At 66.1% G+C, this 16078-nt stretch carries 14 protein-coding genes; 6 read left to right on the top strand and 8 right to left on the bottom strand.

What is annotated here, in order from left to right; genetic code table 11:
- Positions 1 to 105: 105 nt before the first annotated feature.
- The 4 genes from AC0L58_RS01970 to AC0L58_RS01955 all read right to left on the bottom strand — a co-directional run bounded on the left by AC0L58_RS01970 (position 106) and on the right by AC0L58_RS01955 (position 5614).
- A complete protein-coding gene (locus AC0L58_RS01970) occupies positions 106 to 2277 on the bottom strand; it encodes a M3 family metallopeptidase (protein ID WP_473688525.1) in 2172 nt (723 codons plus the stop codon).
- A gap of 161 nt (positions 2278 to 2438) precedes the next feature.
- The gene (locus AC0L58_RS01965) at positions 2439 to 4070 is read right to left on the bottom strand and encodes a carboxylesterase/lipase family protein (RefSeq protein WP_473686150.1); all 1632 of its coding nucleotides are present in this window, start codon (positions 4068 to 4070) and stop codon (positions 2439 to 2441) included.
- A gap of 160 nt (positions 4071 to 4230) precedes the next feature.
- A complete protein-coding gene (locus AC0L58_RS01960; protein WP_473686148.1) occupies positions 4231 to 4821 on the bottom strand; it encodes a gamma-glutamylcyclotransferase in 591 nt (196 codons plus the stop codon).
- A gap of 283 nt (positions 4822 to 5104) precedes the next feature.
- A complete protein-coding gene (locus AC0L58_RS01955; protein ID WP_473686146.1) occupies positions 5105 to 5614 on the bottom strand; it encodes a GFA family protein in 510 nt (169 codons plus the stop codon).
- A 52-nt stretch (positions 5615 to 5666) separates the two neighbouring features.
- Between AC0L58_RS01955 and AC0L58_RS01950 the strand changes: the two genes are divergently transcribed.
- Positions 5667 to 6899: an MFS transporter gene (locus tag AC0L58_RS01950; RefSeq protein ID WP_473686144.1), complete on the top strand. Its 1233-nt coding sequence runs from the start codon at positions 5667 to 5669 to the stop codon at positions 6897 to 6899.
- A 51-nt stretch (positions 6900 to 6950) separates the two neighbouring features.
- Here the strand turns inward: AC0L58_RS01950 and AC0L58_RS01945 are convergent, their stop codons facing one another.
- The 4 genes from AC0L58_RS01945 to AC0L58_RS01930 all read right to left on the bottom strand — a co-directional run bounded on the left by AC0L58_RS01945 (position 6951) and on the right by AC0L58_RS01930 (position 12139).
- Positions 6951 to 7874, bottom strand: a complete 924-nt coding sequence (locus AC0L58_RS01945; RefSeq protein WP_473686142.1) for a M14 family metallopeptidase — start codon at positions 7872 to 7874, stop codon at positions 6951 to 6953.
- 10 nt (positions 7875 to 7884) lie between these two features.
- Positions 7885 to 8499, bottom strand: coding sequence for an OmpH/Skp family outer membrane protein (locus AC0L58_RS01940; protein ID WP_473686140.1), 615 nt, complete (start codon positions 8497 to 8499; stop codon positions 7885 to 7887).
- 87 nt (positions 8500 to 8586) lie between these two features.
- Complete coding sequence (locus AC0L58_RS01935; RefSeq protein WP_473686138.1) at positions 8587 to 10749, bottom strand: beta-agarase; 2163 nt, start codon at positions 10747 to 10749, stop codon at positions 8587 to 8589.
- Between the two features lie 55 nt (positions 10750 to 10804).
- Entirely contained in the window at positions 10805 to 12139 is a 1335-nt protein-coding gene (locus AC0L58_RS01930) for an APC family permease (RefSeq protein ID WP_473686136.1), read from the bottom strand.
- Positions 12140 to 12373: 234 nt separating this feature from the next.
- Here AC0L58_RS01930 and AC0L58_RS01925 point away from each other — a divergent pair, with 234 nt between their 5' ends.
- From AC0L58_RS01925 to dinB, 5 genes are all read left to right on the top strand, one after another.
- Positions 12374 to 13039 carry a hypothetical protein gene (locus AC0L58_RS01925; protein WP_473686134.1) on the top strand — a complete coding sequence of 222 codons (666 nt, stop codon included), beginning with the start codon at positions 12374 to 12376 and terminating at the stop codon, positions 13037 to 13039.
- 9 nt (positions 13040 to 13048) lie between these two features.
- A complete protein-coding gene (locus tag AC0L58_RS01920; protein WP_473686132.1) occupies positions 13049 to 13546 on the top strand; it encodes an RNA polymerase sigma factor in 498 nt (165 codons plus the stop codon).
- The gene (locus AC0L58_RS01915; protein ID WP_473686130.1) at positions 13539 to 13916 is read left to right on the top strand and encodes a hypothetical protein; all 378 of its coding nucleotides are present in this window, start codon (positions 13539 to 13541) and stop codon (positions 13914 to 13916) included. The genes AC0L58_RS01920 and AC0L58_RS01915 overlap by 8 nt, the downstream gene beginning before the upstream one ends.
- Before the next feature lie 50 nt (positions 13917 to 13966).
- Entirely contained in the window at positions 13967 to 14851 is an 885-nt protein-coding gene (locus AC0L58_RS01910) for an ATP-grasp domain-containing protein (RefSeq protein ID WP_473686128.1), read from the top strand.
- Positions 14852 to 14944: 93 nt separating this feature from the next.
- Positions 14945 to 16054, top strand: a complete 1110-nt coding sequence (dinB, locus tag AC0L58_RS01905; RefSeq protein ID WP_473686126.1) for a DNA polymerase IV — start codon at positions 14945 to 14947, stop codon at positions 16052 to 16054.
- Positions 16055 to 16078: the final 24 nt, after the last annotated feature.

Raw genomic sequence — 16078 nt, 5'->3', positions numbered from 1 at the left:
GGGACAGCAACGACTCTAGCGCATGCTGGCCGCTTCGCCGTTCACCAGAAGAAAGACCGCCCGGATTGCTCCGGACGGTCTTGTGGTCTCGCATGGAGGTACCAATCAGTCGACGTTGCCATCCAGCCCGCGCCGCTTCAGCAGCGGCTCGATTTCCGGCTCGTGGCCGGCAAAGTCGCGGAACAGCTGCAGCGCATCCTTGCTGCCGCCGCGCGACAGCAGGGTCGAACGGAAGCGGTCGCCGTTGGCACGGGTCAGGCCGCCGTGGGCCTTGATCCAGTCCACCGTGTTCGCATCCAGCACCTCCGACCAGATGTAGGCGTAGTAGCCCGCCGAGTAACCGCCCATGATGTGGCTGAAATACGGCGTGCGGTAGCGCGGCGGCACCATCGCGTAGTCGGTGCCGTTGGCCTTCAGCGCAGCAGCCTCGAACGCCATCACGCCGGCAGCCTCGGGGATCTTGTCTGCAGTCACCTGGTGCCAGCTCTGGTCGAGCATCGCCGAGCCGAGATACTCGGTGGTGGCAAAGCCCTGGTTGAACTTCGAGCTGGCCAGCACCTTGTCCAGCAGTGCCTGCGGCATCGCTGCGCCGGTCTGGTAGTGCTTCGCGTAATGGGCCAGCACGCTCGGCCAGTCGGCCCACATCTCGTTCACTTGCGACGGGAACTCGACGAAGTCGCGCGGCACGCTGGTACCGCTGAAGTACGGGTATTTCACGTTCGAGAACATGCCGTGCAGCGCATGGCCGAACTCGTGGAACATCGTGGTCACCTCGTCCCAGGTCAGCAGGGTCGGTCCGCTGGTCGGCTTGGTGATGTTCAGATGGTTGGCCACGACCGGCAGGTTGCCGGTGAGATCGGATTGCTGCACGTAGGAATTCATCCATGCGCCGCCGCGCTTGGACGGACGTGCGTACATGTCGGCGAGGAAGATCGCCAGCTGCTTGCCGTCGGCGTCGTACACGTCATAAACCAGCACGTCGGGGTTGTACACCGGCAGGTCGGTACGCTGCTTGAAGCTGAGGCCGTAGAGCTGACCGGCGGCGTAGAACACGCCGTTTTCCAGCACGTTCTTCATCTCGAAGTAGGGCTTCAGCTGACTCTCGTCGAAGTTGTATTTTTCGGCACGCACCTTTTCCGTGTAGTAGGCCCAGTCCCACGGCTGCAGTTGGAACGTCGGCTCGCCCTTCGCCGCCTGCTGCTTGTCGATCATCGCCTGCAGCGCCGCGCCTTCACGCTTCGCGTTGGCCACTGCCGGCGGCGCCAGCTTGCCCAGCATCGCGTTGACCGCCTCGGGAGTCTTCGCAGTCTCGTCGGCCAGCACGTAGGCGGCCCAGGTCGGATAGCCGAGCATCTTCGCCTTCTCCGCGCGCAGCTTCATCACCTGCGACACGATGGCGGTGTTGTCATACGCGTTGCCGCGGCTGCCGCGTGCAATCGAGGCCTTGAACAGACGCTCGCGCAGCGCACGGTTCTCCAGCTGCGCCAGGGGCGGCTGGCCGGTGGTGTTGAGCAGGGCGATGACGTACTTGCCATCCATGCCCTTGGCCTTGGCGGCGGCTGCGGCAGCGCCGATCTGCGCGTCGGTGAGGCCGGCCAGCTCGGCCTTGCTGTCAACCACCAGCGCCGAGTCGTTCACCTCGGCCAGCACGTTCTGGCTGAACTTCGTGCCGAGCTTGGCCAGCTCGCCGTTGATCTCCTTCAGGTGCGCCTTGTCCGCGTCGGACAGCTTGGCGCCCGCACGCACGAAGTCGGTGTGGTAGCGCTCGATCAGGCGTACGCCTTCGGCATCCAGGCCCAGACTGCTGCGCGTGTCGTACAGCTTCTGGACCCGCGCGAACAACGCCGGGTTCAGCATGATCGCGTCGCGATGTGCCGACAGCTTGGGCGCGTATTCGGCCTGGATCGCCTTGCGCGCGTCGCTGTTTTCCACGCCGACGAGGCTGAAGAACACGGTCGAGGTGCGCTTGAGGATCTGGCCGGATTGCTCCAGCGCGATGATGGTGTTGTCGAACGTCGGCGCTGCGGCGCGCTGCGCGATGGCGTCGACTTCCTTGAGCTGCTCGGCCATGCCACGGTCGAAGCCCGGCGCGAAGTCGGCGTCCTTGATCCGGTCGAAGGCAGGGTAATGCAGCGGCAGCGTGCTTTCGGCAAAGAACGGGTTGCCGGTGGCATCGGCCGCTACCGCATGAGCCTGTGCCGCGCTGCGGCCGGACTCGTGCTTGTCCGTACCCGTATCGGCAAACGCCGCGACGGAACTGGATAACGCAATGGTCATCGCCAGAGTGAGAGAGGGTTTCATCGACAAGGACTCGTCATGGGGGAACCCCGATCCTACCCAATGCGCGGCCCGAGCACCCATGACTAAAGCCATGGAACGACATGGATCCTGTCAACTGACCAGGACCGTGCCGCCGCAGCCGCCCGCGTTTCTACCGCCTAGAACGGGTCGGCATGGCTCTTGAAGTACTGCTGCAGGAAAGCCTGTCGCGCCGCGCCGTGGTCGACCTCGGCATGCGTATGCGCCGTGATCACCTGGCGCAGGATGCCACCGTCGGATTCACGCACGGCAGGCCAGTGTGGCAGCCCTGCTCTGTTCGGGTTGCCGGTCTTGATGAACTGCGCGAAATAACCCTCCATCGTGGCCGAAGCTCGCCGGTCGGCGTCAGTCCAGGCGTAAACCTCGTTGCCGGCCAGGTTGCCCAGCGCATATTCGATCTCTGCGCTGTGCACCGCGCCGGCGTCCGGTTGTTCGCCCGGCGCCGGATGTCGTTTGGCCGGACGCGGTTGCGCGAAGTAGTAGAAATAGACCGGCGCATCGCTGTGTCGGCGCTGCAGGTCCATCCAGCGCCAGGTGCTGTGGGCGATGAACATGTCTCCGGCCAGCGCCGTACCCGATTGCTTCACCTGTGACTCGCTGGCCCCCGGGTACAACGCCAGCACGCGGTCGGCCTGCGCGCCGAACAACCGCTGCAACGCGGCGCCATAGTTTGCCGGCGTCGGCGGCCGATCCTTGAGAAGGGCGGTATAGAAGCCCTCCTGTGAATTGGAACCCAGCAGCAACGGCACCTGCGCCTGCTGCCCTTTGGCCATGGTCTTTGCCGGCGGTTCGTGCAGGAACCAGCCGTCCACAGCGACATTGGCATCGCTGTGCTGGTCGCGCGTGGCCTGCAGCAATTTCGCGGCGGGCAGCGCTCGCAGCGCACGCAGCGAATCGGCACCCAACGCGCGCGCGAATGCCTCGCCGTGCTGTTCCATCTCCGGCAGCGGCAGCGGCGCGATCGGCGCGATCAGGGCACCGCTTTCGCCGATCGCCCGCGCGAACAGGCCGCGCGACAACGGCGAGGTCATCAGCGCGCTCACCGCGATCGAGCCGGCCGATTCACCGGCAATCGTGACCTGCGCCGGATCGCCGCCAAACCGGGCGATATTGGCCTGCACCCAGCGTAGCGCCGCCACCTGGTCGAGCAGGCCGTAGTTGCCCGCGGCATGGTGGGGCGACTCGTCGGCGAGTGCCGGCAAGGCGAAAAAGCCGAACACGCCAAGGCGGTAGTTGACGGTGACGGTGACGATCCCCTTGCTGGCCAGGCTGGCGCCGTCGTAGCGCTTCTCCGAGCCGTCGCCGGCGACGAAGCCACCGCCGAAAAAGTACACCAGCACCGGCAACTTGCCGCTGGCATGGGCAGGCTTCCAGACGTTGAGGTAGAGGCAGTCCTCGCTCATGCCGCGCGAGCGGAACACCATGTCGCCGAACAGCGGCAACTGCATGCAGCGCGGCCCGAACTGCGTCGTCGGGCGCACGCCGCTCCAGGCCCTGGTCGGCTGGGGTGGCTGCCAGCGGAGCTCACCCAGCGGCGGCGCGGCGTACGGGATGCCTTTGAACTCATCCAGCATGATGCCGTTCACCGGCGCCTGCCTGCCTTCGACCCAGCCCTCGGCCAACTGCACGCGCGGTGGCGGGGGTGCCTTCAATGCGTGCGCCGCCGGGGCAGTGAACACCAGCAGCACGGCAAACGCCGTGGCCAGGTGGCGCATGTTCCGGAACGGGCGTGAGGCAGGCAGCTCTGACATGGCGGCATCCACGAGAAAACCGTCCTGCAGCGTAGAGCATCCGGGTGCAAACGGTCACGCGACGATGGTCCGGCGCGCGAACCGATATTTCGCCGCAGCGGGCGGCGGGCAGAGCCCGCCCTACGGCGTGGCAGGGTGGGCTCTGCCCGCCGGAATCGGGTCAGTGCCCGCTGCGGCTTTGCTCCTGGTCGAGCAGGGCGACCAGGTGGCGCTCGATATCGAACACGTGCGGATCATCGGCATCAAGCTCGCGCAGCGCGGCGGCGAGCTGCAACAGGTAGTCGCGGTTTGGCCCGCTGGGGCCGGAGGATGCCGCGATATGGCGCGCGATCTCTGCCTCGGACGCCGGCCCGAGGAACGCCTCGTTCTCCGCCGTGGCAATGTACACGAGTCCTTCGCGCTGCTGGTCGTCGTCGAACTGAAGTTCGGTGGCCACTCGCAGGTAGCCATTTTTCTCGCGCACATCCAGCTGCGCGAACACGGCCGGCTCGATCAGGTAGGCCATGCCGACGCAGACTGCATCGGGCTCGGGAACAAGCGTGACGACGCGCCCCGGCGCTTGCGGCGTGCCGCGATGATCATGCGACCCCTGCCAGAAGCGCCGCGCCCAATGCCGGATTCTTGCCGGGCGCCGTTCGATGTACGGGAAGTCCACCTTGTAGATAAGCGAGCCATAGCCGAACAACCACACCTGGGTGTGGTCGGCAAAACGGTCCATGCGGCGGTTGGCGTCGACGGTATTTGCTGACATCTTTCGGGGCAGGAAGGAGAATTTCCGGTGACGTCCGTATCCTACCCGGAGCGTCGACGCGCCGAAGCTTGGCGTGCGCGTTCAGGCTCGCCAACCCCCACGACGGCAGTCACATTCCATTAACAAACCGTCGAGTACATTAATCACATGTCGTGAGACATCTTTCCCACCGTGTGGCGAGGCTCCCCCTCCTCCTCCACACATGCACAGATGGACCCCGAACCCGCAGACTCCCCTCTGCGGGTTTCTTTTTGCGCAGTCGTTCATGCAGGCCGCGGGCGGATCACGTCGGCAGCTGAGCGAACTGCGGCAGCTCGTCGGTGATATCGAACCACGGAGCCTTCGACGCGCAATAAATGTGCACGCCGGGCCGACGCGTCGGCACGTCGTCGAGAATGCCCAGGCGAACGACACACTTGTCCCGCCGGGTCTTGCGCGAGAACAGACTGGAGCCGCAGCGACTGCAGAACGCCAGTTCGGTCTCGTCGGACTTGCGATAACGGCTGACCACGTCGGCGCCAGCGGTGATCGCCAACGCATCGGCGTCGACCATGCCTCCGGTCGCAAAGGCAGAGCCAGTCCATTTGCGGCATTCCGAACAGTGGCAGTAACCGAGAAAGGTGAAATCGTCTGGGACTTCGATGCTGACCTGTCCACACAGGCAGGTGCCCTTGAGCTGCTTCATCTCGACCTCGCCGCGTTGCAGAAAGTTGTCATTGTAGTCCGCGGCCGGGCGAGCCCAAGGCAGGCGGCGCCGGCGTTGCGGGACATGGACGCCTGCCGGACTTTTCATTTAGCCTTGCGCGCCAATGTCTCTGCGCGGCCCCCAATTCGCCCATCGCGCTGTGCCGATCGTCTTGGCGGCGGTGGTCATCGACGTCATCGGATTCGGCATCGTGATGCCGGTGCTGCCCGCGCTGATCACGCGCCTGGGCGACATCGATCTGCCGGCGGCGACACGCATCGCCGGCTGGATGCTGGCGGCGTTCGCCGTGGCGCAGTTCTTCGCCGGCCCTGTGCTCGGCCAGCTCGGCGACCGTTTCGGCCGCCGAGCCGTGCTGATTGCCGCGATGATCGGCTTCTGCCTCGACTACCTGCTGATGGCAGTTGCCCCGACACTGGCGTGGTTGTTCGCGGGCCGCGTCATCGCCGGCATCACCGGCGCCACCTTCGGCCCTGCCGCGGCGGTAATCGCCGACGTCACGCCGCCGGCGCGGCGTGCCTCCGCGTTCGGCATGCTCGGCGCCGCCTTCGGTGTGGGTTTCATCATCGGCCCGGCCCTGGGTGGCATGGTGGCATCGTTCGGTGTACGGGCGCCGTTCGTGCTGGCCGCCGCGCTGGCCGCGATCAATGCCGCGTCGATGGCCTGGTTGCTGCCCGAAACGCTGACGCCCTCCCATCGCCGCCCGTTCCAGTGGCGCGAGGCGCACGTCATCGGTGCGTTCCGACCCTTGTTCCGTGCCGGCCCGGCCGCGCCCTTGCTGCTGGCCTGGTTCCTGTGGCAGCTTGGCGGCATGGTTTATCCGTCCGTATGGGCGTTCTGGGCGGCGATCCGCTTCGGTTGGGATGCAACGGCGATTGGCTGGAGTCTGGCCTGGGTCGGCCTGCTCACCATTATCGTGCAGCTGGGTTTCACCGGTCGCATGGTCGAACGCATCGGCGAGCGGCGCACCGCGATGGTGGGTCTCGCCTGCGCCGCGGCCTGCATGCTCGCGTATGCCTTCGCCACCCGCGGCTGGCAGGTCTACGCATTCTTCCTGGTAGGTGCGCTGGGCGCGTTTGCCTACCCGGCACTGAACGGCATCCTGTCGCGAATGATGGATGCGACGCGACAAGGCGCGCTGCAAGGCGGCATCGGCAGCATGAATGCGGTGGCGGCGATGCTGGGTCCGCTGATCGCCGCGCAATCGCTGGCGCTGGGCACGCGTCACGGCTTCGATGGCGCCGCCTTCGTCGTTGCCGCCGTACTCATGACGTCGGCGCTGGCCATCATCGCCTGGTTCGTACCGCGTACATGGAATGCGGACCGTGCCGACGATCCCGTTGCATCCGCAAACCACGTCGCACAAACCGATTGACGAACAAACCGCCGGGCAGAACGCGGTGCTACCGATCGACTGTGGCCAACCTCAAGCCGGATTGGCCAGCGCGAAGTCGATCGCCGCGCATACTGCCGCCGCCTGGGCGGCGTTGCATTGCTCGGGCGTGGCGCGCGGGCTGTCGGGATAGACCTCGGTGGTGGTGCGGTAGCGGGCACGCGTGATGCCGGCGCAAAGACCGAGTTCTTCCAGCGCGTAGCGAATCACACCGGACCCGAACACCGGCGAGCCGATGATCTGGCCGTGCTTGTCGGCCGGTGCGATGTGGGTGACCCGGGCCACCGCGTCGATGATCGCCTGTTGAAACGCCGGCTGCGGATGCACGCTGTCGTCGACCAGGTAGAAGCCGTCGGGAATCTCGCCCGGGTGGTACATCAAGCCGTCCCGCGCAGCCAGCGCCGGACGGAACTCCGACTCGTCGCTGTCGGTGGTTTCATGCAGGTCGATGTGCACCAGTGCACGCTCGCGGATCGGCGCGACCAGGCGCATCAATGCCGCCGACTCCTGGGCCGGACTGTTTTCGTGAAAGGACCGGTTCGGGTCGAGTGCGTCGGCGTTCCAGCGATGGATTCGTTCGTAGCCCCAGGGGCTCACGCACGGCACCATGAGCAGGTTCACGCGATCGGCATAGCCGGCCGCGTGCAAGTCCGCAAACTGCAGGGCTCCGTGCACGCCGCTGGTCTCGTAACCGTGCACGCCCCCGGTCATCAGCACCACCGGGAGTTCGTCACGCCAGTTGCGGCTTTTCACCGCGAACAGCGGGTAGTTGCCGGAGGCGTATTCGAGCTGGCCGTATGGCGACACGTCGAACTGCGCGCGCAGACTCTCGATCCGGCGCAGCACGTCCGTCTCGTAGCTGCGCTGCACGTGCTGGCGCGCGCGCCATGCGGCGACTTCCGCGTCGCCCCAGGGCTTTCCCGGCGTACCGATCGGGTAGGCAAGCTGCGAAGTCATGCGAAAGCGCTTACTTGCCCGAACCGTTGCCTGCCGCGTTGTTGGCCGGCAGGGGTTCCAGATTGAAGCTGATGGTGGTGAACTTCTTGTCCAGGCCTTCCACCACGTCCTTGGTCAAATCGTTCTCCATGTTGCCGCCCAGCGCCACGTCGCGGTTCAGCAGAAGCCCGCAACGATGGCTCTTGTAGGCGGCAGCGACGATCGGCTGGGCATCTTCGCCAATCTGCTGCATGACCTTGGAGCGCGTGAGCTGGATGCGGTCGTTCTGCTCGCTGGCCTGGGTCTGGAAGGTCTGCATGCGCTGCTGCAGTCCCGCGCCCTGCTGCTTGCGCTGCGCTTCGGTCAGGCTTGCCGCCTTCTCCTGGAAGCTCTTGATGTCGGCGTCCAGCGGCTTGCGCTGGGCCGCCAACTGGTTACGCGCCTGTTCGGCCAGCTGGCCCAGCCGTTCGCTGGCCGCCTGGCCGATCTTGGACTGGGCAAACACGGCTTCACGCGAGAGCATGCACACGCCAGCCACGGGGCTGCCACCGAGCTCATTGGCGGCGCGTGCGGGCGCCGCAGGCAGCACCGACAGGCCGGCAGCAACGATCAGGGAAGCGGTAAGCGAGGAGCGGAGCAGATTCATGTAGGGCAATCCCGAGTTTTGAAGGACACAAGTTCCATCGACCACACGATGGCTACGTGGTTCCCCAGCATAACCGATGGCGGAATCTCAGCGGTGTGAAGGTTGGACTTGGCCGGCGGGACTGGGCCGTGTCACCTGCCGGTTCACCGCGCGTACGGCGTCGACGAATCCGCCGAACGGGATATCGGTGATTCCCACCAGGCCGATGTGGCTGTTTTCGCCGTCGAGCAGGCGCCCGGTCACCGGCTGGTCGGCATACTGGAACCAGTGCACGCCGACGATCTGCGGATCCGCCGCCGCCGCGGTGACGAAACGCGCATACGCCGGGCCGCGTTGAGCCTCGCCGGCCACCGACACCACACCACGGCCGAAGGGTCCGCGATCGGCCGAACCGACCTGGAACTCGCTGATCAGGACCGGCTGGTCGAACCTGGCCATCGCCGCGGCATCGAAGCCGTGCTGCGGCAGGTCGGCGTAGACGTTGAAGCTGACCACATCGCAGTACTCCGCGCACGCGGCCACCGCTTCGGGTGTATTCACCGCGAAGCGACCGCCGAGGAAAAGATGGTGCGGATCGTCATGCCGGATCGCCGCGGCCACCACGCTGAAGTAGGTGTCGGCGTAGCGACGCAGCCACGTGCTGTAGTCGCGCGCGATCGCCGGATGCGCCTCGTTCGGCAGCGGTGCGCGAAAGCCAGTGGCGTTCAACGCATCCCACGAAGTGAGCGCCATCCCCCACGACGCGGCGAGTGTTTCCGGCGAGACGTATTTCTTCCTCAGGGTCGCGATGAAGGCCTGTTTGGCCGGGCTCGCCGCGTTGCCTGCCAGGGTGCCGAGTGCCAGCCCCCAGCGCCCCTGCGGTCCGGTACCGGCCCAGGCCAGCTCGTTGTCGGCAAAGTAGCCAAGCAGATACGGATCGTCGCGCACGCCGGCACTCGCCTTCGCCACCGCGGTGCGGGTGGCCTGCACAAAGCGCGGGTCGAACGGATCGGGCATGCGGCCCCAGTAGTCGTAGCCGCTGGCCACGTTGGCGTAGTCCCCGGCGATATTGATCGAGCGCGTATACGGCAGCCGGTGCGCCTGACCCAGGGCGGCATCACTCCAGTTGCCGAGGGTGTTGAAGCCCCACGCCTGCAGGCGGTCCAGCGTGCGGCGGCGCCATGCGGCCAGCCAGTCTTCGCCATCGATGCGATACAGATTGGCCGCGTAGAAATCGAACCAGCGGCCATGGTTGTCAGCGATGCCCGCGCTGGCGCCCTGCTCCGCGCGGCGGCTGTCGCCCTCGCCGTAGAACGCCGACCACGGGCCGCGATCCGGCGGCAGCTCACGGAACATGAACTGGCGACCCTGCACGTAACTGCGCCCGCCATCGGAGGTCACCGCATTGACGCCCAGCGAGAGGAATGCGTGACCGTCCGGCGTGACCAGATGCCAGCGGCCGTCCAGCTTCTGCTTGTGGAACCAGCCGGTTTTGCTCAGCCCCTGGACATCCAGACGTCCGCCGTAGGCATCCGTGCCCGGCGCCTCTCGCCCAGGCAACCTGCCCTTGTCGGCGGCTCGCAGCGCCGCGTCGCTGGCGACTTTCTCCGGCCAGTTGGCGCGCGTGAACTGGCCGTAACGATCAACGAGGTCGGCATAGGCGCTATGCACCGTAGCCGCGCCAACAACGACGTCAACCTGCCCGAACAGCAAGGTCTGCGCCGCCTGCGGAGAAGGCACCTCCAACCTGACCGCGCGAACCTCATGCCGATCCAGCGCGCCCTCGACCGTGGTCGCCAGCAAAGTGAGCCGGCCATCATCGTCGAATGGCATCGGCGGCCCCACCTGCATGCCCTGCGCCCGTGGTGAGGTGGCGTGCAGTGGAATCACCAGCGTCTGCGCAGGCCCGGCCGGAAGACCGACGCCAGCCAGCAGGTGCTGGCCGTCAGTTCCGTCGACTGCAACGCGTAACGTCACCGGCCACGGCATGCCGTTCTGCACCCGAATGCGCAACTCGCCCCGATCGGACCAGTTCCACGCGCCAGCCGCCGGTTTCAGCACGAGTTGTGGATGGGCAACCGGCTGGAACACGTAACGCCGCTGCGCCACGCCATCGCTGGCGTGTTCGACGCCGCCGGTTCGCTGCACGTGATCGAGGCTGATCTGACCGACAGATGCTTCACTGGCCAGGTCCGGCAAGGCAGGCGCATCCGCCGCCTGGCAACCACCCAGCAGACCAAACCACAGCCAGAACGGCAGCAGGCGCTTCATCGACAGCATGTTCCCTGCGGAAAAAGCCATTATGGGCGCGCCGCGTGAATGGCCGTTAGCGCATGCGCCAGCGCATCCAGCGTTGCCAGCCGTAATACACCGGCACACCCAGCGCGATGATCACCAGGCTCATGCCGGCGTCGCCTGGTGCGTTGATCGCGCTGGCCACGATCACGCCGAACACGGTAATCACGAAGATCAGCGGCAGCAGCGGATAGAACGGCACCCGATACGGCGCCGGCTCGTCGATGAAATGCTTGCGATACCAGAACAGCGTGCCGATGCCGAACACATGGCCCAGCCACTCGCCCACCGTGGTGTAGTTCAGCAGCTGACCGAAAGTACCGGAAAGGGTCAGCACCACGGCCCAGGCGCCCAGCAAGGCCAGCGCCACCTGCGGTGCCCGCGTGCGTGCATCCACGCGCCCGGCCGCGCGGAAAAAAACGCCGTCGGCACCCATCGTCTGCATCACGCGGGCACCACCGGCGATCGCGATGCTGCAGTAGCCGAAGGTGGAGCAGGCGATGCCGACCGCGATCACGGTCGCGCCACGCTCGCCGAACAGCAGGCGCATCAGATCCGCCGCCGGTGCCGTGCTGCCCGCCAGGCCGGCATGGCCGAGCCCGGCAAGATAAGCGTAGTTCGCCAGCAGGTAGCAGATGACCACGCCCGCCATACCCATGCCCAGCGCACGCGGCAAGGTGCGCTGCGGATTGCGTACCTCGCCGGCGAGATCGTTGAGGTAGTGGAAGCCGCCATAGGAAAACAGCACCGGCAACAGCGCGCCGGCAAAGGCCCAGGTCGACGCCGGTTTGGCCGGCTTGCCGATCAGCGCCAGTCCGAGATGCTCATGCGCCAGCACCAGGCCGGTGATCACCAGCAGCGCGACCGCCAGCAGCTTCAGCACGGTGAACACGTTCTGCAGCCAGGCGCCGGCGCGGATACCGAACAGATTGATGCCCACGATGAACACGATCGCGCCCACCGCGACCGGTTTCACGTACGCGGTTCCCGCGATGCCGAGCGCCGTGCACAGATATTCGGCAAACATCGTGGCCACCGCGGCCACGCTGCCGGGGTAGTTGATCAAGGCCATGGTCCAGCCGAACAGGAACGCCGGCAGCAGACCGAACGCCTCGCGCAGGTACACGTAGATGCCACCAGCTTGCGGCCGCCGCGCGCCCAGCTCGGCATAGCAGAGCACGCCGGCCAGGGTCAGTCCGCCGCCGATCGCCCACAACAACAGCAGCTCCAGCGACGAGGAGGTATGCCGCGCCACGGTGGAGGGCGTGAGGAAGATGCCCGCGCCGATCACGCCGCCGATGACGATCATCGCGGCGTCCCAGCTGTTCAGGCGTCGGGCGTAGGCATTGGCAGGTTCGGTCAGCACGGCGGCTACCTTGCCATTACGGACGGTACTTCCACCAGTCCCACCGGTGAGGGTGGCGGCCAATGAAGAAAATCTGCGCTGGCGTGTATATATCCTTGGAAGGCGGCCATCCGGTCGCCGCGAGGGAATCTCATGAAGCACACACTTCGACTGATCGTGGCCGCGGTTCTGTTGCTGGCGCTTTCAGCGTGCCACGCGCCGACCGGCAACCATGCCGACCAGGCCTCGGCGCCGATGGAGCTGAAAATCTATGCCGTGCCGCCAGAAAAAACCATGCCGTTGGCCGGGTCGCTGGGCAACGCACTGGGGAACGCAGCCAACATCACCAGCCCCGCGCCAGGCAAATTGCTGGTCTACGCACCGCGTGATGCGCAGACGTCGATCGGCGAGGCCATCGCCAGCCTCGGCAAATCGGCGGAAAGCGAGCCGGCTTCCGCGCAAATCGAGCTGCACTTCTGGGTTGTTGACGCCCAAACTGGCTCCGGCACCGATGATGCCGCGTTGAAGCCGCTGATGACTGCGTTGGACAGTGTGCGAAAGAACATAGGGCCGCTGCACTTCCAACTGGATCAGGCAGCGGCGGCAATGACCTCGGTGGGACCACTGGGAACCATCCAGACGGCTGCCGACGGCGTCTATTCACGCGACTTCCGCTTTAAAGTCATCGCCACCCACGACAAAACCATCCAGTTGTCGCTGGGCTACAACGATAGAGGTCAGGGCGGCCTTGCCGAGCTCGACACCCAGCTCGGTATCACGTCCGGTCAGTACGTGGTGCTGGCGCAAGCTCCCGGCGCCTGTGCCCCTGCCTTGCCGGGAAAAGCTGCGCCACCGTGCCCGCAGAAGCCCGCACTCCGCCTGCTCATCGTCCGCGCGGACATCTTGACCCCGCGCACTTGAGCCAGGCGCATGACGCTGCGCCAGGAAGCGCTGTACGCCAGCTACCAACGGCTGGAACGGCCGCTTTACAACGTGCTGTACCGCCAGCTTTGGCAGGCCGAGGATTGCCAGGACGTGATCCACGATGCGTTCGTGCGGGTGTGGGCGAGGCGCGACAACATCGACGAAGCCACACTGGAGGCGCTGGTCTGGACCACAGCGCTCAACCTGGCGAAAAACCGGCTGCGCTGGCGCATGCTGCGGCGACACGGCGATGTGGATGATGCATCGCTGAATCTGGCGGACGAGACGCGCCCGCAAGACTTCCTCGCCATGCGGCAGCTTCACCAGGCCTTGCGGCAGCTGCCGCGCGCCTCGCAACAAATCCTGCTGCTGTCCGAATTCAGCGGCATGCGTGGGGACGAGATCGCAGCGGTACTGGGTATTCCGGTCGGCACCGTGGCCTCGCGCAAACACCAGGCCATGGCGCGATTGAAGACTCTGATGGGAGCAACCGACGATGCATGACTCCAACCGACTGTTCACCGACTTGCAGCCGCCAGCCGGCGGATTGCAGCGCCTGCAACGGAGCCTGGCGCGCAGCCACGCCGACAGCAACCGACGCCGTCTGCGTCTTGCGTTCGGCGGTGCTCTCGCAGTGTCGCTGCTGATGTTGGGAACGCTGTTGCCGGGAATTATTTCGCAGCAACAACAGACCCGCGAACTGCGCTCGGCCCTGCGCGCGGCGATGGCGACCCCGGCGAACGGTATTCAGGTCACCGGTGGCGCGGCGATCGAGCTCTCCAGCGAAAACCCCGAAGTACGCCTCTATCTGGTGCAATCCTCCTTGGCGAGCGCTCCCTCCGCGCACGCCGACGCGACACACAATCAACCGTGATCGCGATCACCGGCGAAGGCCCGCCGCTCCGAGACTCCTGAGGTATCGTCATGTCAGCCCATCCTGCCAGTCGCCGGATTGCCTTTGCCACATCCGCGGACTATCCGGCGATCCAGTCGGACGACGCGCACCTGGCCGCGACGCTGCAACGCCTCGGCGTCGAGCCCGTGTCGTGCATCTGGAACGACGCGGCCGTCGACTGGTCAGCCTTCGACGCCGTGCTGATCCGCACCATCTGGGATTACTTCAAGCACCACCGCGCGTTCATGGCATGGCTCGACCGCCTCGACGCGTCGGGTGTACCCACCATCAACGACAGCCGCTTGCTGCGCTGGAACAGTGACAAGCGCTATCTGCTTGATCTCGCACGCCATGACATCCCGATCATCCCGACCCGTCTGGCCGGCACCAGCGAACTGGCCGAGACGCTGGCGTCGATGCCGGCGCAGCAGGTCGTGATCAAACCGACGATCAGCGGAAGTGCCTGGCAGACGCTTTGCGGTCGCGTCGGCGAAGCCAGCCTCACCGCAGCACTCGGCGGTTTGCCGATCGGGTCGCAGTACCTCGTGCAGCCGTTCGTCCCGGAGATCGTCAGTGCGGGCGAATGGTCGCTGCTGTACTTCGGCGGCACCTTCAGTCATGCCGTGTTGAAGCGCCCCGCCGCCGGCGACTACCGCGTGCAGAGTGAGTACGGCGGCAGCGTGGAGCCGGCCGAACCGGAAGCCGCCACACGGGCAGCCGCCGAAAAGGCGCTGAACGTGGTGGCGGCGATGGGCCACGGCGATATCGCCTATGCGCGTGTCGATGGAGTGATTTGCGCCGGTCGCTTCCTGATCATGGAGCTGGAGCTGATCGAGCCCTTCCTGTTTCTGGCCGGACAACCGCTGACGGCCGAACACTTCGCCCGACAGTTGGCTGCACGGATCGATGCTTGACACCACACCCGAAGCTGGCTCGACCACGTCGGCACGCTATCGGGTGACTGGCCAACCCGAGTCCGACAGGCCCTTGGCTCTAGAATCGGTGCAATGGCTTTCCCGGTAGTCCAAGTGTCCGCCACACCCCGCAAGATCCTGCATATCGACATGGATGCGTTCTACGCGTCGGTGGAGCAGCGCGACGATCCATCGCTGCGCGGCAAGCCCGTGGCGGTGGCCTGGCGCGGTGCACGCTCGGTGGTGTGCGCGGCCAGCTATGAGGCGCGCGTGTTCGGCGTGCGCTCGGCGATGCCGGCGATCAGCGCCGAGCGGCTGTGTCCGCAACTTGTTTTCGTGCCGCCGGATTTCGTGCGCTACAAGGCGGTGTCGCGGCAGATCCGCGAGATCTTCGCCCGCCACACCGACCTGATCGAGCCGCTGTCGCTGGACGAGGCCTACCTCGACGTGACCGCACTGAGGTCTGGCCTGCCCTCGGCCACTGCCACCGCCGAAGCGATTCGCGCCGCGATTCGCGAGGAAACCGCGCTGACCGCTTCGGCCGGCGTGGCACCGAACAAGTTTCTGGCCAAGATCGCCTCGGACTGGAACAAGCCCGATGGCTTGTGCGTCATTCGTCCGCGCCAGGTCGAGGCATTTCTCACACCCTTGCCGGTAGGCCGCCTGCCCGGCGTGGGCAAGGTGATGGAGGCCAAGCTCGCCGCGCTGGGCATCGCCACCGTCGGCGCACTGCGTACCTGCTCGGCGGCGCTGCTGGAGCAGCGCTTCGGCCGCTGGGGCCGACGTTTGCACGAACTGGCCCACGGGATCGACGAGCATCCGGTGCAACCGGAACGTCCGACCCTGCAGATCTCGGCCGAGGACACCTTCGAGCACGACCTGAAGCTCGACGAACTGGAACCCCATATCCGCCGGCTCGCCGACAAGGCCTGGGCCGGCTATCAGCGCGAACGGGAGCGCGTCGCGCGTACCGTGGTGCTGAAACTCAAGACCACCGACTTCCGCACCTTGACCCGCAGCCTGACGCCACCGACGCACCCGACCTCGGCCAACGAGCTGGCTGCCATCGCATGCGCCCTGCGCGAGCGGGTCGAGCGACCGGCAGACAGCCGCTACCGCCTGGTCGGCGTGGGACTGGCCGGCTTCGTCGACCGCGACAGCTATCAGGCACAGGCGGATCTATTCGACTCGCCAGCGGGTTGATTCGCGTCGGCGCGCGGCCGATTC

The sequence above is a fragment of the Rhodanobacter sp. G2-10 genome (assembly GCF_055809185.1).
Note: the sequence above shows the minus strand (reverse complement) of the source record. Positions and strands in the feature narration are given on the sequence as shown.